General features: G+C 67.8%; 13 protein-coding genes. 5 read left to right on the top strand and 8 right to left on the bottom strand.

The annotated features are described in order from the left end of the window. The first annotated feature begins 407 nt into the window (after window positions 1-407). Both F8S13_21950 and F8S13_21945 read left to right on the top strand, forming a co-directional pair. The gene (locus F8S13_21950) at window positions 408-1,934 is read left to right on the top strand and encodes a serine hydrolase (GenBank protein ID KAB8140912.1); all 1,527 of its coding nucleotides are present in this window, start codon (window positions 408-410) and stop codon (window positions 1,932-1,934) included. A 205-nt stretch (window positions 1,935-2,139) separates the two neighbouring features. Further along, window positions 2,140-3,399: a glycosyltransferase family 1 protein gene (locus tag F8S13_21945; GenBank protein KAB8140911.1), complete on the top strand. Its 1,260-nt coding sequence runs from the start codon at window positions 2,140-2,142 to the stop codon at window positions 3,397-3,399. Between the two features lie 100 nt (window positions 3,400-3,499). Here the strand turns inward: F8S13_21945 and F8S13_21940 are convergent, their stop codons facing one another. Both F8S13_21940 and F8S13_21935 read right to left on the bottom strand, forming a co-directional pair. Continuing rightward, window positions 3,500-4,390, bottom strand: coding sequence for an RluA family pseudouridine synthase (locus F8S13_21940; GenBank protein KAB8140934.1), 891 nt, complete (start codon window positions 4,388-4,390; stop codon window positions 3,500-3,502). Between the two features lie 26 nt (window positions 4,391-4,416). Beyond that, window positions 4,417-5,133, bottom strand: a complete 717-nt coding sequence (locus F8S13_21935; GenBank protein ID KAB8140910.1) for a PIG-L family deacetylase — start codon at window positions 5,131-5,133, stop codon at window positions 4,417-4,419. Between the two features lie 461 nt (window positions 5,134-5,594). Between F8S13_21935 and F8S13_21930 the strand changes: the two genes are divergently transcribed. Both F8S13_21930 and F8S13_21925 read left to right on the top strand, forming a co-directional pair. Continuing rightward, on the top strand, window positions 5,595-6,452 hold the full coding sequence (locus F8S13_21930; GenBank protein ID KAB8140909.1) for a hypothetical protein: 858 nt from the start codon (window positions 5,595-5,597) through the stop codon (window positions 6,450-6,452). Window positions 6,453-6,475: 23 nt separating this feature from the next. Continuing rightward, entirely contained in the window at window positions 6,476-7,537 is a 1,062-nt protein-coding gene (locus F8S13_21925; protein KAB8140908.1) for a threonylcarbamoyl-AMP synthase, read from the top strand. Between the two features lie 608 nt (window positions 7,538-8,145). Here the strand turns inward: F8S13_21925 and F8S13_21920 are convergent. Continuing rightward, window positions 8,146-8,613, bottom strand: coding sequence for a GNAT family N-acetyltransferase (locus F8S13_21920; protein KAB8140907.1), 468 nt, complete (start codon window positions 8,611-8,613; stop codon window positions 8,146-8,148). A gap of 112 nt (window positions 8,614-8,725) precedes the next feature. Between F8S13_21920 and F8S13_21915 the strand changes: the two genes are divergently transcribed. Continuing rightward, entirely contained in the window at window positions 8,726-9,163 is a 438-nt protein-coding gene (locus F8S13_21915; protein KAB8140906.1) for a hypothetical protein, read from the top strand. A gap of 9 nt (window positions 9,164-9,172) precedes the next feature. Here F8S13_21915 and F8S13_21910 read toward each other — a convergent pair whose 3' ends face one another. From F8S13_21910 to F8S13_21890, 5 genes are all read right to left on the bottom strand, one after another. Further along, entirely contained in the window at window positions 9,173-9,463 is a 291-nt protein-coding gene (locus F8S13_21910; protein KAB8140905.1) for a hypothetical protein, read from the bottom strand. Between the two features lie 118 nt (window positions 9,464-9,581). Next, the gene (locus tag F8S13_21905) at window positions 9,582-9,923 is read right to left on the bottom strand and encodes a hypothetical protein (protein KAB8140904.1); all 342 of its coding nucleotides are present in this window, start codon (window positions 9,921-9,923) and stop codon (window positions 9,582-9,584) included. Beyond that, complete coding sequence (locus F8S13_21900) at window positions 9,920-11,515, bottom strand: UDP-2,3-diacylglucosamine diphosphatase (protein KAB8140903.1); 1,596 nt, start codon at window positions 11,513-11,515, stop codon at window positions 9,920-9,922. Before F8S13_21900 ends, F8S13_21905 begins: the two co-directional genes overlap by 4 nt. Beyond that, on the bottom strand, window positions 11,404-12,057 hold the full coding sequence (locus F8S13_21895; protein KAB8140902.1) for a phosphoribosylanthranilate isomerase: 654 nt from the start codon (window positions 12,055-12,057) through the stop codon (window positions 11,404-11,406). Before F8S13_21895 ends, F8S13_21900 begins: the two co-directional genes overlap by 112 nt. A 68-nt stretch (window positions 12,058-12,125) precedes the next feature. Further along, window positions 12,126-14,165, bottom strand: coding sequence for an NYN domain-containing protein (locus F8S13_21890; protein ID KAB8140901.1), 2,040 nt, complete (start codon window positions 14,163-14,165; stop codon window positions 12,126-12,128). Window positions 14,166-14,330: the final 165 nt, after the last annotated feature.

The following is a 14,330-nucleotide window of genomic DNA, read 5'->3' as shown; positions in this document are numbered from 1 at the left end:
TGAGGGTATGGCCCCTTGGAACAATCCATTTTGAGTGTTCCCGTGCTGTAGGCTCATGTTCGTGCATATGGCCTGCAAGACCGCCGTGTTTTGGGTTCTTCGTGGCAAAGCGTTCTTGTTCTCCCCTTCGCGTCTTCGCGCCTTCGTGGTATTCGTTCCCGTTTTCTTCCCTTGGTGTCTTGGTGTCTTGGTGGTAAAGGGTATGTGTTCCTTCGCGCCTTCGTGGTGAAGAATCTTCCCGCCGCGCTTGTCCATCCGGTGCACTTCGACTATACTACACGGCGCGACAGCCAGGGTCGGCGGCACGCGCGTGTGCCACAGGGCCGAGCCTTTCGGCCCCGTCGTAGCGCGCCGGCGGGCTGTTTGGAACATTGGTTTTTGGATTGCTTACAGAGGATAGATCGCCCATGGCTGCTTCGTTCCGCCGCGCGACCTCGCTTGTCGCGCTCTCGCTGCTGCTTGGTGCCTGCGGCCCGCAGGCCCAGGCCACATCCCACCCCACCGAGGCCCCGACCAGCGCGCCCACCGCCACCCTCGCGCCCACCGCCACCCCCGCGCCCACCGCCGTGCCGCTGATCGCGGATGGCGTGACGGCGGCGGGCGTGAAGCTGGGCGGCATGGATGCCGAGCAGGCCCGCGCCGCGCTGGCCGATGTTGTGAAGGATGACGCCGAGCCGGTGACGCTGGTGACGGGCGGGGTGACCACCACGCTGGAGCCAGAGGCCATCGGCCTGGCCCCCGACGTGGATGCGATGGTAGCCAAGGCCCTGACCGCCACGGCGGGCGACGACATCCCGCTGGTGCTGATCTACGACGAGGCCAAGCTGAAGGCCGCGCTCGACGCGCTGGCCCCGGCGGCCAGCAACGCCAGCAGCGGCGTGGAGGCCATCCGCGACACCAAGGCGATCTCGGCCAGCTTCGTGCTGCACGCCGCCGAGTCGCTGGATGTGGACGCGGCCCTGCCCAAGGTCGAGCAGCACCTGGCCACCCTGGCCTACACCCAGCCGCTCACGCTGGAGCTGACCCTGGCCCCGCCCTCGCCCGACGCGCGCCCCACCAAGGAGCAGCTGCAGCAGGAGCTTGAGGCCCTGGCCGAGGCCTACGCCGCCACGGCCAAGAAGACCACCGCCGTGCTGGGCGTCTACATCTACGATCTGAAGAGCGGCGACGAGCTGGCCAGCGTGAACAAGGGCACCGCCTTCAGCACCGCCAGCACCATCAAGGTCGGCATTCTGCTGAACGCCTACGCCCACGTCGACTCGTTCACGGCCAAGCAGATGAGCGCGATCGAGAAGATGGTGATCGACAGCGACAACCTGCGCGCCAACGACGTGATGGCGATGTCGGTGGGCGGCACCTCCACCGAGTCGGCCTTCGAGGGCATCCAGCTGATGAGCGATACCCTGGCCGACCTGGGCCTGACCACCACCTACCAGTACACGCCGTTCGAGGCCAACGACTTTATCAAGCTCTACAAGCCCAAGTACAAGGTTGGCCCCAAGAAGGCGGGCGAAGCCCCCTTCACCAACTCTAGCCCGGTGCAGCGCACCACGCCCTACGAGATGGCCCAGATCTACGTGCTGATCGACCAGTGCGCGAAGGGCGGCGGCAAGCTGGTGGAGAAGTTCCCCGAGACGATGACGGCCAAGCGCTGCGCCGAGATGATCGAGCTGCTGAAGCGCAACGCCGACACCAAGCGTATGGTCTCGGGCCTGCCCGAGGGCACCGAGGTGGCCCACAAGAGCGGCTGGGCGCAGCCCGAGGTGCAGGGCGATGCGGGCATCGTGCGCACGCCGGGCGGCGATTTTGTGATCGCCATCTACGCCTACCAGTCAGGCGAGGTGTACAAGGACACCTTCACGCAGCGCCTGCTGGGCAATGTGGCGCGGCTGGCCTACAGCTACTACAACCCGCTGACGGTCAGCGGCGAGTAGCAGCCACGCCCGCCCAGCGCGGCGCATTCCAAAAGCCTACAGAGAGCACCGGGCGGCACGCCCCGTGCTCTTTGTGTTCGGCGGTGCGGCACCGCCCCTGCAGGCGCATGGGCGTGAAAACAAAACGTTCTTTTGTACGTAGCAGTTGTTGGTGTGGCGGCCCCACGGTCGGGCCGCATATGGTGATGTGAGGATACTTGCGGCCATGCGAGTTGCGATGCTGTGCGCCCACTCTAGCCCCCTGGCGAGCCTGGGCGGCAAAGAGGCGGGCGGGATGAATGTGTATGTGCGCGAGCTGAGCCGCGAGCTTGGCCGCGCCGGGGTGGCGGTGGATATCTTCACCCGCACGCAGGATGAGCGGGTGCCGCTGAAGGTGGACATCGAGCCGGGGGTGCGCGTGGTGCACCTGCGCGCCGGCCCGCCGGTGCCCTACGACAAGAACTGGCTGATCGAGCACATGCCCGAGTTCGTGAGCCGCGCCCGCTGCTTCGCCGAGGGTGAGGATCTGAGCTACGACGTGATCCACAGCCACTACTGGCTCTCGGGGCTGGCGGCCATGGAGCTGCGGCGGGCCTGGGGCGCGCCGATGGTGCATATGTTCCACACCCTCGGGGCGCTGAAGAACCGTGTGGCCCGCAGCGACGAGGAGCGCGAGACGGTGCGGCGGGTCGAGATCGAGCGGCGGATCTCCGCCGAGGCCGACGCGCTGGTGGCGGCCACCTCGCGCGACCGCGCCGACCTGGTGTGGCACACCGGGGCCGAGTGCGCCAAGGTGCACACCATCCCCTGCGGGGTGGATCTGCGGCGCTTCAAGCCGCGCTCGCTGGGCCAGGCCCGCGAGGCCCTGGGCCTGCCGCCCGCGCCGCACCGCCTGGTGCTGCTGGTGGGCCGCATCGAGCCGCTGAAGGGCATTGACGCGCTGATCGAGGCGGTGGCCATGCTGCACCAGCGCCACCCTGCGTGGCGCGAGACGCTGCACGCGCTGGTGGTGGGCGGTGGCGGCGAGGGCGAGCGCCGCCAGTGGAACGCCGAGCAGCGCCGCCTGCACGCCCTGCGCGCGCGCCTGGGGGTCGAGCAGGCGGTGCGCTTCGCGGGCGCGCAGCCGCAGGACCGACTGCCGCTCTACTATGCATCCGCCGATATCGTGACCATGCCCTCGCACTACGAGTCGTTTGGCATGGCCGCGCTGGAGGGGCTGGCCTGCGGGCGGCCTGTGGTGGCCACCAGCGCTGGCGGCCCCGCCCTGATTGTGGAGGATGGGGTGAGCGGCCTGCACACCCCGCCCGACGACCCCGCCGCCCTGGCGGATCGCCTGGAGCGGCTGCTGCTGGATGCCGACATGCGCGAGGCCATGGCCCGGGCCGCACGCGAGCGGGCCACGCAGTACGGCTGGTCAAGCGTCGCAGGCGAGATCCTGAGCGTCTACCGATCCCAGCTTGAGCGGCTGGCGCAGCGCGTGGCGTAGGGTTGATTTTTGGGAAGAGCGAGGCCGAGATCGGGTAGATCTCGGCCTTTTGTGTCCCCTTGGTGTCTTGGATCCTTGGTGGTAAACGGTGCGCCTTGAGCTAGCCCCACCACACAGGCGCGGCGGCGATCTCCAAGGGCTGGCCGGTGCGCGGGTGTGGCATGCGCAGCAGCTCGGCGTGCAGCAGGTGGTAGGGCAGCGGCTGGTCGCGCCAGGCCGCCGGGCCGCCGTACTTGGTGTCGCCCAGCAGCGGGTGGCCCGCGTGGGCCATGTGCAGGCGGATCTGGTGGGTGCGGCCAGTGGCGGGCAAGGCCCGCACCAGCGCGCTGTCGCCATCGCGGCGCAGCACCTCCAGGCGGGTGCGCATGGCCTTCACGGTGCCGCCGCCCTGCGGCAGCTCGCGGCCCACCTCCTCGGCGGGGTAGACACGGAAGCGGCCCTTCGCGCCGCGCCCGTGGCCGGTGGAGAGGTCGTAGGCATCCTGGGCGGGCGCGCCCTGGCAGCGGCAGAGGTACTGCTTGTGGGCCTCGCCGTGGGCGAAGGTGGCCTGCAGGCGCGGGTTTACCTCGGGGTTTTTCGAGAACACCAGCGCGCCGCTGGTGTCGCGGTCGAGCCGGTGGGCTAGGTGCAGCGGCGGTGCTGCGCCATCGCGCCGGGCCAGCAGCTGGCCTACGGCGGCCAGCAGGTGCCCGCCCACATCCCACGGCGTGGCCTCCACATAGGCCCCGGCGGGCTTATCGATTACGATCAGGTCGGCGTCCTCGTACAGCACCTGCTCGGGCGTGATCGCCGCCTGGGCGTAGCGTCCATCGGGCGGCTGGCTGATGGTGAGCAGCTCGCCCTCGGGGGCGGGGCGGGCCGCATCCAGCACGCGCTCGCGGCCCAGCCACAGGCCGCCGTGGGCCTGCACCACGGCGGCGCGGGCCGGGTCGCCCAGCAGCCGCGCCGCCAGCTCGCCCACGGGCTGGCCAGCGTCGCCCGCGCCCACCACGTGGCGCGTGGGGCCGTCGCCCGCCGTCACTCGGCGGCCTGCTCGCGCACCAGGGTCATCACGCGGAACGACTCGGCGTAGGCCATCTCGGCGGCCTTGCCGGTCTCCTGCGCGCCCTGGCGCACCCACTCGGCCACCTCGGGGCCAACCTGCGAGCGGTGGGCCTGCACGGCCTCGGCCTTGCGGTCGATGGTGCTGGTGATGTCCAGATAGGCGTTGGGCTGGAGCGCCCCCGAGATGTAGACATCGCGCACCTGGTGCGGCTCGTAGCCCTCGGCTAGCAGCTCGGGGAAGATCGGGCGGCTGACGGCGCTGGGGAACACCGCGTAGAGCGCGGCCTCGCCAGCGGCGCGGTGGTCGGGGTGGTTGATGTAGCCGTCGCCGTAGAAGATCGCCGCCGGATCGCCGCAGACCACGCGGTCGGGGCGCAGCTGGCGGATGATCTTGGTTAGCTCGCGGCGCAGCTGCAGGCTTGGCTCCAGCATGCCGTCGGCGTAGCCCAGGAAGATCACATCCTTCACGCCCAGGATGGCGGCGGCGGCGCGCTCTTCGGCCTCGCGGGTCTTCACCAGCTGGCGCAGATCCTCGCCAGGGGTGTTGCTGCCCGCCGCACCGTCGGTGATCACGCAGTAGGTCACCTCGGCCCCCTCGTCGGCCCAGCGGGCCACGCTGCCGCCGACCATGAACTCGAAGTCGTCGGGGTGGGCGTAGATGCAGAGAATGCGCAGTGGTGTCTGTGCCATGGGTGTCGCTATCGCTTTCTGTGGGCGCGCTGGCCGGGCGGGCTGCGCGCAGATTGCTTGGGTTGGCTGAAATTGTACCACTTCTTTTTTGTATGCTACTGGCCTTTCGCTGGGTCTGCGGCAGGATCTTTTTCTGGCCATTTGGCGGATTTTTAACCACGAAGACTCCAAGGCGCGAAGTTTTTCTGGTGTGGGCGGCTGGTGCTCGTACATATGGCCATCAAGACGCTATCGGCACCGTCGCCGCACGGGTGTGGCGGGGTGGCTGCTCGCCTTCTCTCGCGTTTTTTGCTCCCTTGGAGCCTTGGCGTCTTGGTGGGAAATGCGCTTCGTACTGCCTTCGTGTCTTCGCGCCTTCGTGGTATCCATTCTCTTTGTGTTGGTGCGATGTGCGGTGGTTTGACACCATGCCTAAAGCGGGCTAGAATCGTCTGCTGATACCAATGCAACTGAGGAGACCAATGGTTCCATCGCCTACCCCCCGCTATGACCGCATCGTCTCGCTCGTCATCCTGGTGGTGCTCGGCATGGCGGTAATATTTGCGATCGACGTCAACCCGGCCATCTTCCGCGTGTGGCTCGGCGGCGACTTTCCGGTCATCACCGTCTCGTGGCTGCTGATCGCGGCGCTGGTGCTGATCACCAGCACGGGTGCGGATGTTTTCATCCGCTCGCACCCGGCGATGCAGTCGCGCAAGCTGCCGACGCTGCGGCTCGGGCGGCTGGCGCTGGAGGTGGCCCCGGCGTTCTGGATCTTGCCGTCGATGTCGATCGTGGCCTCGTTTGCGTTTTTTCGCCTATTCAGCGAGTCGCTGCAGACGCTGGCCTTTATCCTGGCGCTTAGCGCGGTGGGCGTGCTGGTGTTTGGCTCGCTGGTGGCGCAGCACTACGCGCTCGACCGCGTGGTCGAGAACCGCACGCGCGCCCAGCTGGCCCTGCAGGTGATCGTCTACACTCTGGGCTACGCCTGCTTCTGCGCGATCTACTACGCGCGACTGCGCTGGCTCTACTCGGGCGCGCTGGTGGGTGGCGCGGCGGCGATGCTCTCGTACGCCCTGCTGCAGTGGTCGGCACCGCGCGCGGGCCATTTCCTGCTGGCGCTGACGGTGGGCGTGGTGCTGGGCGAGTCGCTGTGGGCGCTCAACTACTGGGCCGCGCCATTTTTGCTGGGCGGCGCTATGCTGCTGGTTATCTTCTATATCGTGTGCGGGCTGCTGCAGCACCACCTTCAGCAGTCGCTGACACGGCAGGTGATGGTGGAGTACGCCGCTATCGGCACGATCATGTTCGCTGGCGTGGTGGTGGTGACTTTCCGCTAGGGCGTCGGCCTGACTTCTTCCCAATGACAATATCCTACGAAACCCAACTGCTGGCGGTCGACCCGCTCGGTCCCGCGCCGGAGCGCGTGGCGCTGGCCGCCGATGTGCTGCGGCGCGGCGAGCTGGTGGCCTTCCCGACCGAGACGGTCTACGGCCTGGGCGCGAACGCCTTCGACCCCGAGGCGGTGGCCCGGATCTTCGCGGCCAAGCGCCGCCCCACATCCGACCCGCTGATCGTGCACATCCACGCGCTCGACCAGCTTGAGGCGATTGTGCGCGCGGTGCCGCAGGGCGCGCTGGCCCTGGTGCGGCGCTACTGGCCCGGCCCGCTGACCCTGGTGATGCCGCGCGGCCAGCGCATCCCGCCCAATGTCTCGGCGGGCATGGACAGCGTGGCGGTGCGCATGCCCGACCACCCCGTGGCGCTGGCGCTGCTGCGGGCCGCTGGGCTGCCGGTGGCCGCGCCCAGCGCCAACCTGTTCACCCGCCCCAGCCCCACCACCGCCGCCCATGTGATGCACGATCTGGCGGGGCGCATCCCTATGGTGCTGGATGGCGGCCCCACGCGGATCGGCCTGGAGTCCACGGTGGTGAGCCTGCTCGGCCCGCGCCCCGAGCTGCTGCGCCCCGGCGGCATCCCGATCGAGGATCTGCGCGCGGCGCTGCCCGACCTGCTCTACCAGCCGCGCTATGTGGCCGAGGACCACGCCGCTGCCGCGCCCGGCCAGATGCTCAAGCACTACGCGCCCGATGCCCCGGTGCTGCTCTACCGTGGCCCGCGCGCGGCGGCCCTGGCGAGCATGCTGGCCGAGGTGCGCGCGCGCCTAGCCCAGGGGCAGCGCGTGGGCGCGCTGGTGGGCGATGAGGATGCCGCGCTGTTTCGCGAGGCGGGCGCGCTGGTGGCCTCGCTCGGCTCGTGCGCGAACCTGGCCGAGGTGGGCGCGCGGCTGTTCGCCGGGCTGCGGGCCTTGGAGAGCACGGTGGATGTGATGGTGGTGCGCTCGTTCGAGCAGGGCGGGCTGGGGCTGGCGATCTGGGATCGGCTGCTGCGCGCCACCGAGGGCCACGTGATCGAGGTGGGCTAGCGCGGGTAGCGTTCGAGCATGAAAAAAGCGCGTGGGCGGTGTCGCTCGCGCGCTTTTCTATCGGCAGGTTGTCGGTAGACTACGCGGCATCGCGGAAGCGCTGCTTGCTGAGCAGTTCGAACACCAGCTGGTCGAGGATGGTCTCGGCCTCGTGGTAGCTGCGGGCGAAGCCGATAAGCTCGTCGTCCAAGTACATCGCGTAGTCGTGGGTCTCACGGTCATAAACTATTCGTTTGGTATACATATGCTCTTCCCTCTGTGTAGCAACCGTGTGCCAACTCTGGAAAGATAGTATAGCACATGCGTTCGTATAGATCAAGCATGAATCTTTAAGCCAGGGTCTATGCATGCCCGATCGGCAGCAGCTGTGTACCACCAAGAATCCAAGATACCAAGCAACAAATCGGCCAGTTCATCATCAAATCGCGAAGGCGCGAAGGCCGGAATGGTGCATTATGATTGTGAGGCCTGCGTCAAATGTGCTGGGGTTCAGGTTTCCAGCATGAGATTAACGCATCCGGCCTGGGGTTCAGAAGTTCGTATATAAGGTCAAAATATCAGCCTCGCCTTCGCGTCTTCGGGGTGAACTGGTTTCTTTCTTCGGATCCTCACAGATCGAGCCGCCACGCCGTCTCTTGCTGCAGCTTGCCAATCGCCTGGAAGCGCCGCACCTGGGGCACATCGGCCAGGGCGATGGCCAGCTCGGCGATGGGCACGCCCACAAAGCCCATACGCTGCCAGTAGGCCCCCGCGCGGGTGCTGAAGCAGTAGAGCGCGGGGTAGCCCAGCCGCCGCGCGAAGCCGATGGCGTAGCCCGCCAGCCGCGCGCCCAGGCTGCCGCCGCGCTGGCCTGGGGCCACCGCCACGCTGCGCATGATCGCCGCCCGCGCGCCGCACTCGATCCCTGCCGAGCCGTAGAGCTGGCCCCCGCCGTCCTCGGCCAGCCAGTAGTGCGATCGCGGGGTGATCAGATCGTCGGTGAGCAGATCGACAGACTGGAGCAGGCCGCGCAGCGCCGTTGCATCGCTGGGAGCGGCGGGACGGATGTGCAGGCTGGGAAGGGCTGGGTGTGTCATTGTGAGCGTTCCTCTCCACAAGAAATGGGCTTGCCGCAGAGGATTATACTAGAGAGCGTGGCGCTCCCTTCCGCACTGCATGGGCGCGTCCCGCCCAAGAAAGGAACAACCCATGGCGAACCCCGAACCGCAGCTGCCGCTCTGGCGGCGCTGGGCATCCTACTTCTTCTACGCGTGGGGGCTGAGCATGACCCAGTGGGGGCTGTTCACACACGAGCGCGGCTTCTTCGGGCTGGCGCGCGGCTCGTTTGGCCGCGCACTGGGGCTGCGGCCCAGCTTTGCGGCGGCCTACCTGCGGCGGGGCGTGCTGCTCTGCCGCGAGCTGGGCGAGGTGGCGGTGGGGCTGGAGGATCTGGATCGGGCAGTGGCCTGCGCGCCCGAGTGGGGCGAGGCCTACCTGCAGCGCGGGCTGGTGCGGCGGTTTCACGGCGACCCACAGCAGGCCGCCGCCGACCTTGAGCGTTTCTTGGCGCTGGAGCCAGGCTCGCCCTGGGGCGGCGAGGCGGCCAACCAGCTGGCCCAGCTGCGCCAGGTGACACAGGAGCAGTAGCGAAGATCGTTAGGGGCAGAACGTCTCGGGGGGGAGTGGGTGCGCCTGCTCGATCGTGGCAGAGAAGCGCTCGCTGCCGACATCCACATGGCTGATCACGCCCTCGACCAGCACCGCGCCCTCGCGCCAGCGCACGATATCGCCGGGCCGGATGTCGTACATGGCCGGGCGGACATACGCGCCCGTGCAGTCGATCGTAAACGAGCCGCGGTCGAGCGAGTCAACCGGCAGCCAAGTGTAGCGCCTACCAACGCCTCTCCGCTCGATATCGATCGTGCGGTAGGTATATTCATTGACCATAGTGCCGTTCTCTGCGGGGCGTTCGGCGTGCTTCCCGAAGCCCCAAAGCGCCGCGTCTCAGCGCAAAGAGAAGCCGGAAATCGCGTGTGCGGTCTCCGGCTTCTGTCCCAGGCATCGTCTAGTGGGCGATCAGGCTCTCGTCCTTGTTCTTCTCGCCCTCTTCCAGCAGCATGATCGGGATCCCATCCTCGACGGGGTAGCGGAACCCGTTGCGGCGGTTGACCAGCCACTCTTTGCCGTTGTCGCTCACCAGCTCCACCGGGCCTTTGTCGCCCGGGTCGGCCAGGATGGCCAGCAGCTCGGGGCTGATGCTGCGCGAGCTGCCGTAGCCGCCCGAGGTTGCGCCAGCGGGGGCCAGGTCGAACACGCTATCCTCGCGATACTGCTTGATCGCACGCACCACCACGAATGCGAAGCCGGTGAGGGCGGCGAGGCCCAGAATGCGCCAGAACCATTTCATTGGGTGTCCTCCTTAGTAGGCATGGTGATAGGGGTCTCCCCCTCAGAACCCTCGATATCATTCCACTCTTGCGGCTCGCTCTCGGCACCGTACCAGACTAGCAGCCGCCCATCGGGTGAGTCGCTGCCATCGGGGTAGGTGATCTCGAGGAATGGGAACCGCCGCGACTCGTACAGCCCCGAGGCGATATTCCATACTACCTCGGTCCATGTGCCGGTGTTAATATACGTCTTTTTGTCGCCGAGCGCCACTACCTCGGCGGTGTGGGTATGGCCGCAGATAAACAGCGTGTTGTGGCCATGCTCGTCGCCGGATGCGATCCGCGCCATGGCCCGCTGGGTCTGGGTTTTGAAGGCCCGGATCTCCTCGCGCAGGTTGCGCTGGGCCTCGATCTGCAGGTCATCTAGGGCCTGGCCGCGCGCTCTGGTGAGCCGCTTGGTGACGCCCTGGGCCACGCGCTGGCGGATCTGCAGCACCGGCTCCTGCCCGCCGTGGCTGGCCGCCGCTGCCGCCCGCAGATCTGGCTCCAGCTCGTACAGCTGCTGGATGGCCATCTCGCGGTGCAGGGTCTCGCCGGGTGCGCCCAGCAGCTCCTCGCGCACCATCAGCACCGGGTGGGGGCTGTAGGTGGTGGGGATGGCCACGGTGCGAAACATGCGCAGCAGGCCACGGGTGACGTACCGGCGTGCGTCGGGGTTGCGCAGACGTGGCAGCGAGAGCATGTACCATAGGAACGCCGATGTCGGCTTGACGTTGTCGATCAGGGTCGCCACATCGAGCGGGTCGCTCTCCAGTGGGTTGATCACATCCTTCACTACGCGGGTGCCGCGCACAATCTCGAACGGCTGGGTGATGCCGCCGAAGTGCACGAAGGTGTTCCAGCTGTCGAACTGGTTGCCGTGCTCGATATAGACGCCGCAGCCCTCGTAGCTGATGCAGAAGCGCAGGCGCTGGTCGTTCTCGGCCAGCCCCAGGGCCTCGCGCAGCAGGTGTTTGGCGCTCGCATAGTGTAGCTCAAAATCATGGTTGCCGATCATGATCGTGAGCTGGTTTTCCGGGCGGGCCACAAAGCTGCGCAGCGCGCCGATGGCCGGGGCGTGCGCCGTCAGGATGGCGTTCAGGCGGGCGTTGGCGGCCCGGCTCGAAAACTCGTAGTCGCCGATGCCTGGCAGCCGCACCTGCAGGAACTCGAAGGTGTCGCCAGCGAGGATAAGCTCGACCGGCTCTTCGCGCTCGACATAATTGTGAATGAACGAGGCCAGTTCATCGTCGTCGATAAAGTCGTCGGCGCGGTCGCCAGCGCCCATGTGCAGGTCGCTCACCACGATCCGCCGCATCCTGGCCACCTGATCGGCTCGGATGTGCTCGGTGGTGTCGCCGGTAGGCAGCAGCAGCACGCGGCGTAGGCGCATCACCGCCCAGCGTATGATCGCCGCGATCGCGATCAGCTGGAGGATGCGGCGGATGAGGCCAGCGATCTTCACGGCTGAGCCTGCCAGGCGGCCTGCCGCGCGTTGGACACAAAGCTGCGGATCAGCTCGCTGCTCTTCTGGCCATCCTGCTCGACACCGCTGCTCACATCCACGGCCCAGGGCTGCACCAGGGCGATCGCCTGGGCCACGTTGGCGGGCGAAAGCCCCCCGGCCAGCATGATCGGGCGGATGCGCGCCAGCGTCGCCGCGCGCTGCCAGTTAGCCATTGCGCCGGTGCCGCCGTAGCTGCCCGGCACGTGGGCATCCACTAGCGGCGTGAAGTATTCGGGCGACAGATCGAGCCATGCGGCCTCGCCGTGGTCATCGGCCAGCCGCAGCGACTTGAGCACGGGCAGCGGCGGCAGCTGGGCCAGCACGTCGGGCCGCTCGTCGCCGCTCAGCTGGATGAGGTCGAGGCCGCACAGCTGGGCCGTGCGGGCGATCTCCTCGGGCGCGGCATTGACGAACAGGCCCACCAGCAGCGGCACAGCCACGCCGCTGGCCCGCAGGTCGCTGGCGATCTGGGCGGCCTGCTCGGGGCTGATCTGCCGCCGCGAGGGCGCGAAGACCAGCCCGATCATGTCGGCCCCGGCCTGGGCGGCGGCCAGCGCGTGCTCGATGGTGCGCACTCCACAGATTTTGACGATGCCCTCGGTTCGCATGCTTGCGCTCTTTTGGCTAGGCTACGCATAAAGGGGGCGGCGTATGAGGCCGCCCCCGCCGTCTATTCCTACTCCTCGGTCGCCGTGGGCTTGCGCCGCCGCGTGGAGCGCTTGGGTGCGGCCTTTGGCTCCTCGGGGGCGGCTGGCTCGGGCGCTGCGGCCTCGGGCGCTGGCTCGGCCTTGGGGGCCGCCTTGCGGCGTGTGGAGCGCTTGGGTGCGGCCTTTGGCTCCTCGGGGGCGGCTGGCTCGGGCGCTACGGCCTCGGGCGCTGGCTCGGCCTTGGGGGCCGCCTTGCGCCGCCGCGTGGAGCGCTTGGGCGCTGCGACCTCGGCGGCTACCTCGGGCTGGGCCCGCTCGGCGGCTGGCTCGACCTGGTCGGCGCTGGGCGTCTCCTCGGCGGCCTGATCGATCACCGAGACCAGATCATTCGACTCAGGGGCGGCCTCGGCCACAAGGGGCGCGGCCTCGCCGAGCCGATACGAGATGCGGTTGCCCTTGCCCTGGCGCAGCAGCAGGCCGTTGTTGATCGCCTGCTTCACGAGCGAGCGCAGCTCCTCGTTGGTGCGGGTGATGCTCTGCTGATTGCGCGCCCCGCGCAGCAGATCGTGGATCTGCGCGAAGGATGCGGGCTTGCCGTAGGCGCTGATCACCGTGCGCAGGAACGCCCAGTCGCCCTCCTCGAAGGGGCGGGTAGGCAGCGTGGGCTGCTCCTCGGCTGCGGGCGCTGCGGCCTCGGGCTGCTCCTCGGCTGCGGGCGCTGCGGCCTCGGCCACGGGCTGCTCCTCGGCTGCGGGCTGCTCCTCGGCGGCCTGGGCGAGGCGTGCGTCCTCGGTCTCGATCCGCTCCAGCAGCTCCTCGAAGACCTCGTCGGAGCGGGAATCGCTGGGCAGCTCGGGCAGCTCGGGCAGCGTGGCGCTCTCCAGCGACTCGGCCTCGAACTCCTCGGTGGCATCCTCGAAGCTGCCATCGCCGTTGCGGTCCGACTGGCGGCTGGGGCGGCGGCGGCGGCGGCGGCGTCCGGTGGAGCCAGCGCGCTCGCCGCGCTGGTCGGTGGTGGGCACCGTGGTGGCCTCCACGGTCGGCAGGTCAGTGTCGGCATCCACCTTCAGCTCGGCGGCGAACTGCGAGAGCTTGTAGGGATCCTCGCCGGGCAGGAACACCTCGTTCACGGTGCCGTTGGTGAACACCTGCACGCGGCCACGGCGCTCGCCCTCTAGCACAAAGTCCTTGAACTTGGCGAACGGACGGCCCTGGACATCCTTGTAGCGGCTCTCTTTGAAATCGCCGCCCATCAGCTCCTTCATCAGCAGCTTGAGCGAGCCGAACGAGCAGACGTAGCCGCGCTCGCGGGCAAGGTGGATGGCCTTGACCAACGTGTCGTAGATGTCGGGCTGGGCTGGCTCGGCGGGAGCAGGGGTGGGCACGCTGACCGCCGGGGTGGGCGCGCTGTGCTCGCGCTCGTTGGGGCGGCTGTTCTCGCGCTCGCCACGGCGAGGGGGCGTCGGGGCGTCCTCGCTGTTGCTGCTGCTGCTGTGCTCGTAGCCCTCGCGGCCCTTCTCGGGCATCTTGGCGCGCGGCACATCGTCGATCGTGCCGCCGGTCTTCTTGCCGACCAGCGCCTCGTAGAAGATGAACTCGTCGGCGCTCTGGGCCAGGTGGGCCGAGGCCGCGCCGCCGATGCCGATCACGATCACATCCTTGCCCTGCTGGCGGATGGTGTTCACGAGCGGGATGAAGTCGCGGTCGCCGGTGGCGAGCACAAATTTCTCGATGTTGGGGTTGGTGTAAAGGGTTTTCATCGCATCGACGCAGAGGTTCATGTCGACGCTATTTTTGATCGGGCGGCCGGTGCGGCCCATCTCGCGATCGTAATAGTAGGTCGGCACGTACATCGGCTCGATGCTGTTGGCGTACAACGCACTTGTGACGCGAGGGTAGCGGTACCAGTCGGCGTAGGCGCGGGCAATCACCACGCGGCCTAGATCCTCGCAGCGATCCATGATCGATTCGAAGTTGGGGTTGGCGTCAAGTTTGTCGCGAACACTGACGTAGACGTTTTCGAAGTCGATGAAGACCGCAACATCCGGGCGATGTGAGTCATTCGGCATTGGTTGTGTACTTCGCTCCTTGTCAACATGAGCGGGCATGCTGGTGCCGTGGGCGGGTGTGGCGAGCGTACCTTGCTCGGTGTGGTGTCGCGGAGGCCAGGGATGGACATGTGCCATTCCAAAGCCATATGCTGCGCTACCATGCTTGCCATGTGCCCTAGAAAC

It is taken from the genome of Chloroflexia bacterium SDU3-3 (assembly GCA_009268125.1).
In the GTDB taxonomy this organism is placed as follows: domain Bacteria; phylum Chloroflexota; class Chloroflexia; order Chloroflexales; family Roseiflexaceae; genus SDU3-3.
Note: the sequence above shows the minus strand (reverse complement) of the source record. Positions and strands in the feature narration are given on the sequence as shown.